The 14,333-nt window shown below is 56.8% G+C and carries 12 protein-coding genes; 8 read left to right on the top strand and 4 right to left on the bottom strand.

Annotation, left to right across the window (positions count from 1 at the left end):
- Window positions 1-40 precede the first annotated feature (40 nt).
- The 5 genes from FMN52_RS05805 to rdgC are packed head-to-tail and all read left to right on the top strand — an operon-like array spanning window position 41 to window position 2,977.
- Window positions 41-790, top strand: coding sequence for a YciK family oxidoreductase (locus tag FMN52_RS05805; protein WP_008171450.1), 750 nt, complete (start codon window positions 41-43; stop codon window positions 788-790).
- Window positions 790-1,023: a glutaredoxin family protein gene (locus FMN52_RS05810; RefSeq protein WP_064227467.1), complete on the top strand. Its 234-nt coding sequence runs from the start codon at window positions 790-792 to the stop codon at window positions 1,021-1,023. The genes FMN52_RS05805 and FMN52_RS05810 overlap by 1 nt, the downstream gene beginning before the upstream one ends.
- Window positions 1,024-1,035: 12 nt before the next feature.
- On the top strand, window positions 1,036-1,806 hold the full coding sequence (yaaA, locus tag FMN52_RS05815; RefSeq protein ID WP_148607708.1) for a peroxide stress protein YaaA: 771 nt from the start codon (window positions 1,036-1,038) through the stop codon (window positions 1,804-1,806).
- 24 nt (window positions 1,807-1,830) lie between these two features.
- The gene (locus FMN52_RS05820) at window positions 1,831-2,031 is read left to right on the top strand and encodes a DUF2788 domain-containing protein (RefSeq protein WP_148607709.1); all 201 of its coding nucleotides are present in this window, start codon (window positions 1,831-1,833) and stop codon (window positions 2,029-2,031) included.
- A 19-nt stretch (window positions 2,032-2,050) separates the two neighbouring features.
- A complete protein-coding gene (gene rdgC, locus FMN52_RS05825) occupies window positions 2,051-2,977 on the top strand; it encodes a recombination-associated protein RdgC (protein ID WP_148607710.1) in 927 nt (308 codons plus the stop codon).
- A 58-nt stretch (window positions 2,978-3,035) separates the two neighbouring features.
- Here the strand turns inward: rdgC and FMN52_RS05830 are convergent, their stop codons facing one another.
- The gene (locus FMN52_RS05830) at window positions 3,036-5,780 is read right to left on the bottom strand and encodes a GNAT family N-acetyltransferase (protein ID WP_148607711.1); all 2,745 of its coding nucleotides are present in this window, start codon (window positions 5,778-5,780) and stop codon (window positions 3,036-3,038) included.
- Window positions 5,781-5,989: 209 nt separating this feature from the next.
- Here FMN52_RS05830 and FMN52_RS05835 point away from each other — a divergent pair, with 209 nt between their 5' ends.
- Window positions 5,990-6,916 (top strand): histone deacetylase family protein, encoded by a 927-nt coding sequence (locus FMN52_RS05835; protein WP_148607712.1) that lies wholly within the window; start codon window positions 5,990-5,992, stop codon window positions 6,914-6,916.
- A 6-nt stretch (window positions 6,917-6,922) separates the two neighbouring features.
- On the opposite strand, the gene FMN52_RS05840 is transcribed toward FMN52_RS05835, so the two are convergent.
- On the bottom strand, window positions 6,923-7,840 hold the full coding sequence (locus FMN52_RS05840; RefSeq protein WP_148608245.1) for an OmpA family protein: 918 nt from the start codon (window positions 7,838-7,840) through the stop codon (window positions 6,923-6,925).
- A gap of 186 nt (window positions 7,841-8,026) precedes the next feature.
- Here FMN52_RS05840 and pyrC point away from each other — a divergent pair, with 186 nt between their 5' ends.
- Entirely contained in the window at window positions 8,027-9,058 is a 1,032-nt protein-coding gene (pyrC, locus tag FMN52_RS05845) for a dihydroorotase (protein ID WP_148607713.1), read from the top strand.
- Window positions 9,059-9,102: 44 nt separating this feature from the next.
- Window positions 9,103-9,759 carry a ribonuclease T gene (gene rnt, locus FMN52_RS05850; protein ID WP_148607714.1) on the top strand — a complete coding sequence of 219 codons (657 nt, stop codon included), beginning with the start codon at window positions 9,103-9,105 and terminating at the stop codon, window positions 9,757-9,759.
- Between the two features lie 75 nt (window positions 9,760-9,834).
- On the opposite strand, the gene FMN52_RS05855 is transcribed toward rnt, so the two are convergent.
- Together FMN52_RS05855 and FMN52_RS05860 are read right to left on the bottom strand one after the other, a co-directional pair.
- A complete protein-coding gene (locus FMN52_RS05855; RefSeq protein WP_148607715.1) occupies window positions 9,835-12,081 on the bottom strand; it encodes a methyl-accepting chemotaxis protein in 2,247 nt (748 codons plus the stop codon).
- 157 nt (window positions 12,082-12,238) lie between these two features.
- The gene (locus FMN52_RS05860) at window positions 12,239-14,224 is read right to left on the bottom strand and encodes an SDR family oxidoreductase (protein ID WP_148608246.1); all 1,986 of its coding nucleotides are present in this window, start codon (window positions 14,222-14,224) and stop codon (window positions 12,239-12,241) included.
- Window positions 14,225-14,333: the final 109 nt, after the last annotated feature.

A 14,333-nucleotide genomic window follows, 5' to 3' on the forward strand; every position in this document is an offset into this window, starting at 1 on the left:
CCGGTGTTCAGCCGGTAACAGCCTGACACGGAGACAGGTTATGCATGATTACCAAGCGCCCGCCGATCTTCTGAAAGACCGTATCGTTATGGTGACGGGTGCCGGCAGCGGCATTGGCCGGGCAGCGGCGAAGGCCTATGCCGCCCACGGTGCGACCGTCGTACTGGTTGGCCGAACTGTCAGCAAGCTGGAAACGGTTTACGACGAAATCGAGGCCGCCGGTCACCCGAAGCCCGCCATCGTACCCATGAACTTTGAGGGTGCGGCGGTGAAGGATTACGAAGAGCTGGCCATGACTCTCGAAGACAACTTCGGCCAGCTCGATGGTTTGCTTCACAACGCGGCTATCCTGGGCGATCGCAGCCCGGTGGAGTTGTATGACCCGGAAACCTGGAACAAAGTCATGCATGTAAATGCAACGGCTCCATTCCTGCTCAGCCGGGCCATGATCCCCCTTTTGCGAAAATCCGATGATGCTTCGGTGATTTTCACATCGTCTGGTGTTGGCCGGAAGGCGAAAGCCTACTGGGGTGCCTACGCAGTGTCCAAGTTCGCCGTCGAGGGCCTGAGCCAGTTGCTATCCGAAGAACTGGATGACGAGCGTCACAATGTCCGGGTAAACAGTCTGAACCCCGGCGCCACCCGTACCAATATGAGAGCCCACGCCTACCCGGCGGAGAACCCACAGCAGAATCCGGCACCGGAAGACCTGATGCCGATATACCTGTATCTCATGGGCAAGGACAGTCAGGGCGTTAACGGCCAGAAACTGGACGCACAGCCGAAATAATGGAACTGCTTTTCTACACAACATCCCAGTGCCATTTGTGCGAACTGGCAGAAGCCCTGCTTGTAAATACGCCCATGCCGGAGCCGATCCCGGTAGACGTTGTGGACATTGCCCAGTCCGAAGAGCTGGTGGAACGCTACGGCACCCGGATACCGGTGCTTAGACGCAACGATACCGGTGCGGAACTGGACTGGCCTTTTACCAGGGATGAATTACTCACATTCCTGCAATGAGGATTGCCTGACATGCTGATGGTTATTTCCCCTGCCAAAACGCTGGACTACGAAAGCCCGCTGGCGACCAACACGTATACCCAGCCGGAGTTCCTCGAGGATGCCTGCGAGCTGGTCGACCAGCTCAAGGGGCTGGAGCCGCATCAGATCAGCAATCTGATGAGCATCAGCGACAAGCTGGGCCAACTGAACGCTGAGCGCTTCAGAAACTGGCACACACCGTTTACCCCGGAAAATGCCCGCCAGGCTGTACTGGCATTCAAGGGCGATGTTTACACAGGGCTGGACGCCGAAAGCTTCAGCGAGGCCGATTTCGAGTTTGCCCAGCAACACCTGCGCATGCTGTCGGGCCTCTACGGGGTTCTGAAACCGCTGGACCTGATGCAACCCTATCGTCTGGAAATGGGTACCCGGTTCGAGAATGACCGTGGCAAGGACCTCTACGCATTCTGGGGCAACAAGATAACTGACGAGATCAACCGGCTGCTGGCAGACGACGACGGCGTACTGGTAAACCTTGCCTCCAATGAGTATTTCAAAAGCGTAAAGAAGAAAGACCTTGAAGGTCGGTTGATTACCCCCCAATTCAAGGACTGGAAGAATGGTCAGTACAAGATGATCAGCTTCTACGCCAAGAAAGCCCGCGGCCTGATGTGTCGGTTTGCCATCGAGAACCGCATTACCCAAGCCGACGACCTCAAGGGGTTTAACCTCGAAGGCTATTACTTCAGCGAAGACCAATCCGATAAGAACAACTGGGTTTTCCTGCGGGATGAACAGTAATCCACGTTGATATCGGAGTAAGCAATGAACGAAGCAGTGTTTTCCCAGATCGCCATGCTGGTGTTTCTGACCGGCCTGATTGTCTGGATGGGTATCATCGTCTGGGATCTGGCCAAGAAATCCCAGGCCGGAAGGTTCGGCACCATCGCCCTGTTTACGGTGCTGGGCGCAGGCGTTGTGGGCTTTATTATCAAAACCGTACTCGTAGAGATCTTGCAAATATGAAAGACAAGGACCAGCCCTGATGTGGTTTCGCAACGCCCGCGTATTTCGATTTACCAAACCGTTTGATATCTCCGCCGAAGAGCTCGAGGAAAAACTGCAGGCCGATGCCTTCAAACCCTGTGGGCCCCAGGAAACCAGCCGCCAGGGCTGGGCACCGCCGCTGGGCAAGCATGGAGAACAACTGGTGCACAGCGCCAACGGCTATCATCTGATCGCTCTGCGCAAGGAAGAGAAGATTCTTCCGGGACCGGTGGTAAAGGAAGCCGTTGAAGAGAAAGCCGAAGCGATCGAATTCGAGCAGGGCCGTAAGGTCCGACGCAAAGAAAAGGATGAAATCAAGGAACAGGTGATGCTGGAGATGCTGCCCCAGGCCTTCTCCAAAAACCGTCGCTGCTTCGCCTATCTCGCACCACAGGACGGCGTTCTGGTGGTGGATGCCGGCTCCGCCAAACAGGCTGAAGATCTGGCCTCCACTCTGCGCAAAAGCCTGGGTTCATTACCGGTTCGTCCGCCCGCCGTGGAACAGGCGCCCGCCTTCACCTTTACCGGCTGGCTGAACGAATCCATCGATCTGCCTGCCAAGGTGGTTCTGGGCAGTGAATGCGAGCTGAAAGATCCGTCGGAAGATGGTGGGGTTGTGCGCTGCAAAGGCCTGGATCTGAAAGCCGATGAGATCCGCAATCATCTGGATGCAGGAATGCAGGTGACCAAGCTGTCCCTGACCTGGGACGACAACGTCTCCTTCGTGCTGGATGAAGAACTGGGCATTCGTCGACTGAAATTCGGCGAAACACTTCAGGACCAGCTGGACGATGTCGATGTGGATGACGCCGTTGCCAAGTTTGATGCGGCGTTCACGCTGATGACCCTGGAGCTGTCTCGACTGATTCCGGGACTCCTCGAAGCGTTGGGCGGTGAAGATCGCTCAGCGATTGTCGAAGAATAAAGCCGTGAACACGGGATCAGATGAAACGTTCATCTGACCCCGTCCTGGCCCAACCCCCTCAGTGAGCGCTCTTTCCCAACCGCTCTCGCTGCCAGTCTTTTTCCGGTTCGTTCAGAACCAGCCGCAGATCCATCACTTCCTCCTCGGTATTAAACTTGACCTCAAACCCCAGATGCTCTGCCAGCTGCAACATAGGACGATTGTCCGGCAGCACGTTGCCAACCATTTCCACGGTGCCACGGGCCCGGCAATAATCGATCATCTTCTGCATCAGGGCTACGCCGAGGCCCTCCCCTTTCATTTTGTCGTGCACCATGACCGCAAACTCGCATTGCAGGTTGTCAGCGTCGGTCCAGGTGCGCACGGTTCCCAGGGTCTCCTCCCCTTCGCCGTCTTCCCGGGGCGCATTGGCAATAAAGACCATCTCCCGGTCGTAATCGATCTGCACCATCTGGGCAACGTCTTCCCGTGAGAAATGCTTGCGATACTGGAAAAAGCGGTAACGAATGGATTCCGGTGACTGCAACTCATGGAACGCCCGGTGGGCAGGCTCGTCCTCGGCCAATACCGGTCGAATGATGACCCGGCGGCCGGATTTCGGCAGAACAATCCATTCCTCCAGTTCCCGCGGGTATGGCTGAATGATCGGCCGGCCCGGCTTGTCGGCCAGATTGATAGCGATATTCACCGCCACGGCGCCCTGCTCGTTGAACAGCAAGGGCGATATCTCCAGCCCCTGAATCTCCGGGATGTCGATCACAATCTGGGAGAGAGTCACCAGGGTCTCGGATACCGCCCGGATATCCTCCTCCGGCTTCAGGCTATGCTCTTTCAGCAGCTTGTACATGTAGGTACGGCGCAGAAGCTCTCGGGCCAGCACCATGTTCAACGGCGGCAGTGCTATCTGCCGATCAGTCATGACGTTTATCTGAGCACCTGCGGCGCCACATACGACCAACGGACCAAACAGTGAGTCACGGGTAATGCCAACGCTGAACTCAATGCCCCCGACATGCTGATAGGAACGTTGAACTGCAAACCCGAGGAAGCCACTGTCCGGGAAGTGGCTCTTGTATTCCTCCATCAGGTAGCGGCAGGAATCCATGATCGCTGCTTCGCTGTTGAGCTTCTGTACCGTGCCTTTGTAACGACGCTGGGTCGGACTCAGATTCAGGAAAGGATGGCAGGCCTGCTCATGAATAATGGTTATGTCGATGGGGCGGCGTTCAACCGCAAACACCTCCAGAACCTCTTCCATGTCGTCGCAATACATGGTGTCGATGGTGTTGATACCATAGTCCCGCACCAGATCCCGGGCTTCCCGGTTCGATAGATGATAGCGACCTGAGCGCAACGCCCTGCTGACCACGTGACGGGTGTGGGTCCGATCTGCGAAGTGATCAGTAAAGGACTCAGGGGTTTCGGTCAGTAACCGCTGAACCCGCTGGTGACGAACATGCTGCATGAACGCCATAACGGCTTTTTCGGGATTGAAGAACGATGGCAGCCCGGCCCGGTAAAACTCTTCCCGGGCATCCATGACCGTACTCTGGCCGAGCCAACAGGTGAATACGTTCAGGCGGGTTCCTTTCGAAGCCTGCACGACGGCGTCTGCAATCTGGAGGCTGTCCTCTGTCAGGCTCGGCGCATACATCACCAGAACGTTCGCTACTTCCGGATCCTTGGCCAGAATCTTGATGGCCTTGCCATACAACTCCGGCGAGGCATCGTAGTTAAGGTCAATGGGGTTCTTGCGAGTCCAGTATGGTGGCAGCAGCTCAGCCAGGGCCCCGATACTGGAATTCGACAGCTCCGCCAGTTCACCGCCCAGGTCAGCCAGCCGATCGACAGCCAACACACCCGGGCCAACCCCATTGGCCATGATCGCCAGAGTTTCACGGCGCAAGGGACGCATGCGGGTCAAAGTCTCGAGCGCATCAAACATTTGGCCAAGACCGTCCACCCGAAGCACACCGGCCCGCTGGAGCATGGCGTCGTAGATCGGATCACTGCGTTTCAGACCATCGGGCAGATCGTGGGGAAACCACTCCGATTCCGGGACCCGACCAGACTTCACCGCAATCACCGGTTTGGTGCGGGATGCCACCCGAACCGCCGACATGAAACGCCGGGCATTGGGGATGTTCTCGATATGCAGAAGAATCGCACGGGTCTGGGTGTCCTGCGCCAGATAATCAATCAGGTCGTCGTGATCGATATCCATGCCATCGCCCAGGGTCAGAAAGTAGGAAAACCCCACACCCCGGGCGAACGCCCAATCTATGACTGAGCTGGCAATAGTGCCGGACTGGCCGACGAAGGCAACCCGGCCCGGAATGGCGCCCATATGGGCGTAGGTGGCGTTCAGGCTACGGGCCGGAACCATCAGACCGATCGTATTGGGGCCAAGCACCCTGATGCCGGTTTCCCGGGCGGCCTCGCGCACGGAATACATCAGGGGCTGGCCGGTTTTACTGTGAGTACGGGACATACCCCCGGTCATAACGATGGCGGTGCGTACCCCGGCTTCCCCCAGCCGCTTGATGGTCTTGGCCACGGTATCCGGCGGCGTACAGATAATTGCCAGGTCCGGGGAAAACTCCATTTTCGAGACTTTCTTGACGCAGGGTACCCCGTGCACGTTGTCGTAATCGTTCTGGTTCACGACCAGCAACCGCCCCGGATAACCGCCCCCCATAAGGTTCCGCAATACCATGCCGCCAAGGTTGTCTGCCCGCTCCGATGCACCGATCACCGCAATGGATGCGGGGTTGAACAGGCTCTCCAGATACCGGGTGCTCAAGCTGACTCTCCTTTGTGAGTGGCCGGCAGGCCGTTAAGGAAATAAACGTAATAAAACAGGTTACTTATGAGTGTAACTCTTATCTTAGGCCTTGATCCCGCGATGTGAAATGACTATCGCCCCTATAAGACCAAAGAAACACGGCATCGTGCAGTTTTCCCTGATAAGCTTGAAGAAAATATAAGCATATTGAAGGCAGTCCGAGACGTATGACCACGGCATTCTTTTCCCACGATGACTTCATGAAACACAACATGGGGCCGGAGCATCCGGAAAGCCCTGAGCGGCTGGCAGCCATCATCAGTTACCTGGCTGATACCGGCCTGGACCAGAAACTCGACTGGGTCCGGCCGGAAGAGATTACCCGCGACCAGCTACTGACAGTGCACCCTGAAAAATATTTGCACCAGCTCGACCTCATGCAACCGACCCGGGGTCGCGTGTTCACCGATCCGGATACTGCCATGATGCCGGACACCCTCCGGGCTGCCCGTCTGGCGGCAGGCGCCAACGTCCAGGCCGTGGATATGGTGATGAGCAGCCAGGTAACCAACGCCTTTGTTTGCGCCAGGCCGCCCGGTCATCATGCCGAGCGAGCGAAATCCATGGGATTCTGCTTCTACAACAACGTCGCCCTGGCCGCCATGCGCGCCCTCACCTTCCATCACCTTGAGCGGGTCGCGATCATCGATTTCGACGTGCACCAGGGTAACGGCACCGTGGATATTGTCGGTGGTGACGAGCGAATCCTGATGTGTTCCAGCTTCCAGCATCCCTTCTACCCGCACTCCCACGTTCACCGGCAGGCCGACAACATCGTGAACATTCCGATCGAGGCGAACTGTTCGTCGGAAGAGTATCGGAAGCAGGTGGAAACAGGCTGGCTGAAACGGCTAAACGATTTCAAACCTCAATTGATCCTGATTTCTGCAGGTTTTGATGCCCACAAGCTGGATCCAATGGCGGAACTGAACCTTGATACCGAGGATTACCGCTGGCTGACGGAAATGATTGCGGGTGTCGCCCACGAGCATAGCAACGACCGCATCATTTCAACGCTGGAAGGGGGATACCACCTGAGGGCCCTGGCGGAAAGCGTGAATGCCCACCTGGAAGTGCTCGACTCGGTTTACTGAAGCCGATTACCCCCTGGGTTCGCCGCCATAGCCGTTGGCCTGCTGTAGCTCCGGACGATCACCCGCCCTCTGCAGGCGGATATTGGTACGGCGGTTATCCGCCGGTCGGTTGGATACCGGGTACTGGTCGCCGTGGGCCCGAACGGTGATCATGTTTTCATCGATACCGCGTGCCTTGAGGTAGTCGGCCACGACGTTGGCCCGATCCTCGGAAAGTGCGCGGTTGTCGATACGGCTGCCAATACTGTCGCTGTGACCATCCACGAAAATCCTCTCAACGGTGGAATCGGCGTTCACATAGCTCACGATGTTGTCCAGCAACTGCCTGTCGGCGTCTGAAAGCTGAGTGCTGCCGCTGGCAAACGGGACCCGCGAACGCTGGATCTGGTCAAAATTCACCGGCAACAGGTTGGACGTGCAGCGCTGATAACGCTGGTACTCGCCAGCAAAATTGATATTGGACACCTGCACCCGCACCGGACGGCCATCAAACCAGGATTCCCGGGTAACCGTCGGGCGCATGCCATCCAGCAGGCCGTGGGCAACAACAAATGCCTGGCGGGTATCCAGAGAGACCTGACGGCGATCATCAGACACATTGACCGTGCCCAGGGGCTTCGGCGCCACACCTGGCCGCCAGGCCGGTGCTTCAACCACGAGACTGCCCCGCCCTGGTCGCATCAGTGCGGAATCAGACTCCAGGAAAAAACTCAGATTTTCACCAGCGCGGTGATTGAACACTGCCCGCCCATAGCCGGGAACCTCGTGCACCAGACGACACTCGAATACTGACTCGGCTAGATACCACTGACTGTTCTCAATGCCGGCGCCATAGCTGGCAGCTTGCCCGGCTGCCGGCAAAAGCATGACAGGAAGACTGGCAACCAGTACTGTTTTCAGAAGTTTTCCAGGGCGGAATCCCATAGTGCTTGCCATCAGTGTCCGGGAGTTAACATATTCTGACTGTTTAACGGCCTTCGTCCGCGTTTCTTTAGCCACCAACCTGAAAACAATCGCCGGCACCTTCTGGTATAATTCGCCAAATTTTTCGGGGCGCTATCCACCAAGCCCTTATAGCTCGCCTCGCCACAGGTATTGCGGACAACTGCCATGACAGAAAAGCTTACTCTCACCCGGCCCGACGACTGGCATCTTCACGTTCGGGACGGCGACATTCTCAGGGACGTGGTACCAGCCACGGCAGCCTGCTTTGGTCGCGCCATCATCATGCCCAACCTGGTGCCACCGGTGACAACCGCGGCTGATGCCAACGCCTATCGGGAGCGAATTCTCGCGGCCGCCCATGACACCGCATTCGAGCCATTGATGACCCTGTATCTGACCGAGAGCATGACACCTGAAACCATCCGGGATGCCAAAGCCGCCGGTGTTGTCGCCGCCAAGCTTTACCCGGCAGGTGCAACGACCAACTCCGATTCCGGGGTGAAGGATATCCGCAATATTTACCCGGTTCTGGAGGCCATGGCTGACTGCGGCATGCTGCTGCTGGTGCACGGCGAAGTTACCGATGCCGATATCGACATCTTTGACCGGGAAAAGGTATTTCTGGAGCGCGTCCTGGCCCCCACCCTTGAAGCTTTCCCGAATCTCAAGGTTGTGTTGGAACATATCACGACGGCCGATTCCGCAGAGTTTGTCCGGCAGCACTCCGGAGACAACCTCGGTGCCACCCTGACACCACAGCATCTGATATATAACCGTAACCATATGCTGGTCGGCGGCGTTCGCCCGCACCTTTACTGCCTGCCAATCCTCAAGCGCAACCGTCATCAACAGGCGCTGAGAGACGCGGTAGCCAGCGGCGACAAGCGCTTTTTCCTGGGCACGGATTCAGCCCCCCATGCCAAGGATCGCAAGGAAGCCGCCTGCGGTTGTGCCGGATGCTACTCTGCCTATGGCGCCATCGGCCTGTATGCAGACATTTTCGAAGAGCTTGGCATTCTGGACAAACTCGAAGCGTTCGCGAGTTTCAACGGTGCTGATTTCTATGGTCTGCCGCGGAATACCGATACCATCACCCTGGTTCGCGAACCCTGGACCATGCCGGCAGAGCTGCCTCTGTCTGACGGAACCATCGTGCCTCTCAAGGCCGGTGAAACCGTTCACTGGAAGCTGGCGTAAACCTGACTTATTCCTTCTCACACACGGCCAAGACCGGAGCTTGAGTGACTGACGAAAACAAACCACCGCACCCCATGTCCCGCCGCTTCCGCGGGTTTCTGCCTGTTGTAGTCGACGTGGAAACCGCCGGATTCAACCCCGAGCGGGATGCACTGCTGGAAGTGGCGGCGGTCATACTGACCATGGACGACGACGGCTGGGTGCGGCGAGCGGAGACCCATGTACAGCAGATTGATCCCTTCGAAGGCGCCAATCTGGAGCAATCCGCCCTTGATTTCACCGGCATCGACCCGTGGAATCCGGAGCGAGAGGCGGTACCCGAGCTGGAAGGACTCAGCGAAATTTTCAGCCCCATCCGTAAAGCGGTGAAAAACCACGACTGCAAGCGGGCCGTTCTGGTGGGCCATAACGCCACCTTTGACCACAATTTTATCTTTGCAGCGGCGCTTCGGGCCGACATCCGGCGCAACCCGTTCCACCCTTTCTCGACCTTCGATACGGCGACTCTGGCCGGCCTGGCCTATGGCCATACCGTTCTGGCCCAGGCCTGCAAGCTCGCAGGCATTCCGTTCAACAACAAGGAAGCACACTCCGCAGCCTATGACGCGGAAAAAACCGCGGACCTGTTCTGCGGCATTGTGAATCGGTGGAAGGAGCTGGGCGGCTTTCCGCCTCCGGTGATCCCCGAAGAGACCGAGTAACCGTCATAAAAAACCCGCCGCAGCGGGTTTTTTTAGTTGTGCGCCAGACATAAGTGTGAAAGTCACGCCTGGCACTCAGCTGACTTTAAACCGGGACAGCGAATCTTTGAGCTGATGAGACAACTCCGCCAAGTCACCACTGGCTTCGGATATCTGGGCCATGGCCTGTTTGGTCTCAAAGGACTTTTCAGCAATTGTAGATACGTTGCGCGTTACTTCTTCGGCCGTGGCTGATTGCTCTTCGGATGCCGTAGCAATCTGCTCGGCCATACCGGACATCCGGGCGACCTCGTCCACTGCCTCGCGAAGCTGCAATACAACGGCTTCTGCCCGCTCGGAAATACCGCTGGCCTGGGCACTGCAGCGGGTAACCACCTTTGAAGCACGCTCCGACGAATTGACCAGAGTTTCGATGGAACTACTTATCTCCTCGGTAGCCTTCTGGCTATTCTGGGCCAGGCTGCGCACCTCATCCGCAACCACCGCGAAGCCCCGGCCCTGTTCACCGGCCCGTGCCGCTTCAATGGCGGCATTCAGAGCCAGCAAGTTAGTCTGGTCGGCGATGGACTTTATCGAATCCAGAACCCTGGTAATGGATTCCATATTCTTTCGCAAATCCTCGATGCCGGCCTCTGCTTCCTCCAGTTCCCTGGCCATAGCACGGGTGTCAGCAGCGGAGGATTCCACCTCGGTGGCGCTGCGGCTGACCGCCTCATCAGTGCGCCGGGCACCGGCTGCCGATTCTGAGGTATTCTGGGACACCTCGCTGATGGCGGAGGACATTTCCTCAATGGCCGACGCCACCTGCTCAGTCTGCTCTGCCTGCTGATTCACACTGTCCAGAGTCTGCAAGGTAGTGCCGGACAACTGTTCCGATGCACTGGCCTGGCGCTGGGACGCTTCTTCAACCTTGAAGATCACTTCTTTCAGGTCCGACACCATCTTGAGCATGGAGCCGTATACGCCCGTGGCCCTGTCACTGTCGGACGAATCAATGACCAGGTTACCCGCAGCCACCTGTTCCGCCAGTGCCTGCAATTCGGCCGGGTCTTTGCCGAGGGGTTTCATGACCCGCGCCGCGGTCCAGACTGCCACGGCCACCACAGCCAAGATCACGATAGCAATGGCTATCGCCGCCAGAGTCCACATTTCACGCACCGGCGCCAAGGCCTCGTCTTCGCTGATCTCCGCCACCAGCGCCCAGTTCAGCCCGCCTACGGTAACTGGCCTGTGGGCGGAAAACACTGGCTCGCCACGGTAGGACGCAACCACGCCTTCACCGGAATTCCCAGCCAGAGCTTCATCCACCGATGTCGAACTAATGCGCCCATTCTCCGGGTCGGCAAAGGAAGCGACAACACTGCGGTTTTCCGAATCCAGGTAGGAGTCTGACCGCATCAGGTTATCCGGCCCCACCAGATAGGCATCCCCGGTTTCGCCCATGCCATCTCGTTCCATCATGATGTTGTTCAGGCTGTCGATGGGGAACTGGAAGGCCAGCACGGCCAGCCGCTCATCTTTTTCGGAATATATGGGGGTTGCCACAAATCCGGCGGGCGCGCCATAGGACGGTACATACCGAGTAAAATCAACAAAAGTCGGAGCAGTATCCTGTCCGTCAGACATCGCCTGTCGATAAGCTGCCGCCAGGCCAGAATCCGCGTAGGGACCGTCTTTCAGGGAGGTAGCAAAATCCACCTCTTTGGCTACGGAATAGATAACATGGCCTGTATCGGCATCAATGAGATAAATATCGTAGTAGCCGAAAGCCTCCTGAAACTCCTTGAACGAGGTGTGCCACTGTTTGTGAAGCGTGTTATAAAACTGCGCGATATGGACGTCAGCCGATACCAATTCGTCTTTCTGCCCCACAGGATTTGGGTTGTCCACGATGTAACCCATCTGCAGAGCCAGGCTGTTTTTGCTGAGGGATGCAACGAAGTCCGAGGCTGAACGTCCGTTAGCACCACCATTTTGCTGCAAGGGTGGCAAAAAATTCTGCTGATAATAAGCCTCGACGTTGTCTCGTAAGGTCGATTGCTCCGCTTTTACCAGTTTTTCATAATTTTGAAATGCCAAACCAAATCCCTGGGCCGCAGTTCGGGTCCCGCGATTATTGGCCATGGCTTTCAGCTGCCGGGAAATAGTGCTGAGATAATCTTCAACACTATGCTGCTTATTGGTAGCCGCAATAGAGAGTTGTTGCAGCGCCTGTTCCGTCAGGCTCTGTCGGGCAATTTCGGCGTTAAAAAACGAGATGGCAATGACGGGAAGCAGGCCAACCAGCAGCAAAGTCAGCAAAAGACGTTTCTTGAGAGTCATCAATAGCCCTTCTTTTATATTGTTCTTACGCTAACCATCGGCCATCGGCACGTTTACTTTAGCCCAGAAGAACTCATAAAAGAGGCGAATCTCGTTCAATCAATTAATATGGAGGGGGAAGTAACTCCCCCTCCCACTCGATTCAGGGGCTACCACGTTACCAGTAGATGCCCCGCATGATGGCGGCGAAAGCCACCTGCTCGCTCGACACCTTCGGCTTCTCCCCGGAACGGCTACCGGCGGCTGACGGTGAATCCGGGAACATCCGGTAACCGGTGTTCATGACGATCTCGGCCATCTTGGGCGCCAGGGCATGAAGCACCTGAGCAAAGATACCCAAGCGGGTAGCAATTCGCTTCGGCCGGTAGACGATGGCATCAGCAACCATGGTCGCAGCCTCGTCTGGCGTTAGCGTAGGAACAGAATCGTAGATCTTGGTTGGCGCAATCATCGGTGTTTTCACCAGAGGCATGTTAATGGTGGTGAAAGTGACATTGCGGTCTGACCATTCCGAAGCGGCGCAGCGGCTGAAGGCATCCAATGCGGACTTGGAGGCCACGTAAGCCGAGAACCTGGGGGCGTTGGTCAACACGCCGATGGACGAGATGTTGACGACGTGACCGCGGCGATTCTCCAGCATCTTGGGCGCAAAACCCATGATCAGACGAACGGAACCAAAATAGTTCAGCTGCATGGTGCGCTCGAAATCGTGAAAGCGGTCGAAAGACAGATCCAGTGAGCGGCGAATGGAACGCCCGGCGTTGTTGACCAGCACATCGACCTGGCCATGGTTATCCAGCACGGTCTTCACGAACTCGTCGCAGGCCTCCATATCGGAAAAATCGCAGGGATAGGCATGCACGCTTGCGCCCCGGGACTCCAGCTCTGCGGTTACTTCTTTCAGGCGCTCGAGCTTGCGGGCGCCGATCACAAGGATCGCGCCGGCGTCTGCCAGTTTCTGGGCAGTTGCCAGACCAATGCCCGAAGTAGCGCCGGTAACAACACAAACCCGACCTTCAACCGTGCCCTTGAGCGTGCGGTCCTTGAACAGGTCAGGATCCAGATTACGCTCCCAGTAGTCCCAGATCACCGGCGCGTAGTCCGGCAAACGGGGCACTTCGATGCCGGTGTCTTTCAGAACACGCTCGGTTTCACGTGCGTCGAACCGGGTCGGGTAGTTGATGAACGACATCACGGACGGCGGAATGCCCATGTCATCAAGAATGGCAGAGGTTAGCCGCTTCACCGGCGGCAGATTCTTCAGGCTCTGGCGAATAAACGGCGGGATAAAGCCGAACATACGGGAGTCGATCCGCATCCCCATTCTGGGTGCGTGCCCTGCCTCGCTGAAGATATTGAGAATTTCGCCAACCTTGTACGGATCGGTATCCACCAAATGGAAACACTTGCCGTCTTCACCTTCCAGATGGGCAATGTGATCCATGGCGTTAACCACGAAATCCACCGGAACAATGTTCAAACGCCCGCCCTCGACACCAATGGTCGGTACCCACTGGGGCAGCGCATGGCGAATTTTCTGGATCATCTTGAAGAAGTAATAAGGGCCATCCACCTTGTCCATTTCACCGGTGGCGGTATGACCAATAACCATGCCCGGGCGGTATATACGATAAGGAACCTTACATTCCTCGCGGACCACCTTTTCAGATTCATGCTTGGTCCGCAGGTACGGATGGTCCAGCTTCTCGGCTTCCTCAAACATGTCCTCGCGGAAAATGCCCTTGAACAAACCGGCAGCCGCAATGGAAGAAACGTGATGGAAGTGCTTGGCGCCCATGGCCTCCGCAGCGTTTACAGCGGCCCGGGTGCCTTCAATGTTGGTGGCCTGCTGGGCTTCTTCATCCGCCCCCATGTCATACACGGCGGCCAGGTGGAAGAAGTGGTCGATTTTCCCCTTCAGGGCCTTCATTGTCTTGGCGTCGATACCCAGGTTTTTGCTGGTGAGATCGCCTATGACGGCCTTCACCTGGGTTTCATCCGCGCCCCAGCGCTCACGCAATTTGTCCAGCTTATCCTGGGATTGTTCACGCACCAGTACGTGGACAGTACCGCCACGTGCCAGAAGCTTCTCCACGAGAAAACGGCCAATAAATCCGGTGCCACCCGTCAGGAAATAATTCATCGATCTTCCACCCTGCTTGTTGCTCTGTTGTTGTCTATCCATGCCGGCACCCATACGACTAAAGTCTTAGAGTTTTCCGGAAACGCCGGCATTGTACTTAATTGCAACC

Origin of the sequence: Marinobacter sp. BW6, from assembly GCF_008107725.1 — a bacterium.
GTDB lineage: Bacteria > Pseudomonadota > Gammaproteobacteria > Pseudomonadales > Oleiphilaceae > Marinobacter.

Coding starts and splice junctions, on each gene's coding strand:
- FMN52_RS05805 (WP_008171450.1), top strand. CDS start 41: ATGCATGATTACCAAGCGCCCGCCGATCTTCTGAAAGACCGTATCGTT.
- FMN52_RS05810 (WP_064227467.1), top strand. CDS start 790: ATGGAACTGCTTTTCTACACAACATCCCAGTGCCATTTGTGCGAACTG.
- yaaA (WP_148607708.1), top strand. CDS start 1,036: ATGCTGATGGTTATTTCCCCTGCCAAAACGCTGGACTACGAAAGCCCG.
- FMN52_RS05820 (WP_148607709.1), top strand. CDS start 1,831: ATGAACGAAGCAGTGTTTTCCCAGATCGCCATGCTGGTGTTTCTGACC.
- rdgC (WP_148607710.1), top strand. CDS start 2,051: ATGTGGTTTCGCAACGCCCGCGTATTTCGATTTACCAAACCGTTTGAT.
- FMN52_RS05835 (WP_148607712.1), top strand. CDS start 5,990: ATGACCACGGCATTCTTTTCCCACGATGACTTCATGAAACACAACATG.
- FMN52_RS05840 (WP_148608245.1), bottom strand. CDS start 7,840: ATGGGATTCCGCCCTGGAAAACTTCTGAAAACAGTACTGGTTGCCAGT.
- pyrC (WP_148607713.1), top strand. CDS start 8,027: ATGACAGAAAAGCTTACTCTCACCCGGCCCGACGACTGGCATCTTCAC.
- FMN52_RS05855 (WP_148607715.1), bottom strand. CDS start 12,081: ATGACTCTCAAGAAACGTCTTTTGCTGACTTTGCTGCTGGTTGGCCTG.
- FMN52_RS05860 (WP_148608246.1), bottom strand. CDS start 14,224: ATGAATTATTTCCTGACGGGTGGCACCGGATTTATTGGCCGTTTTCTC.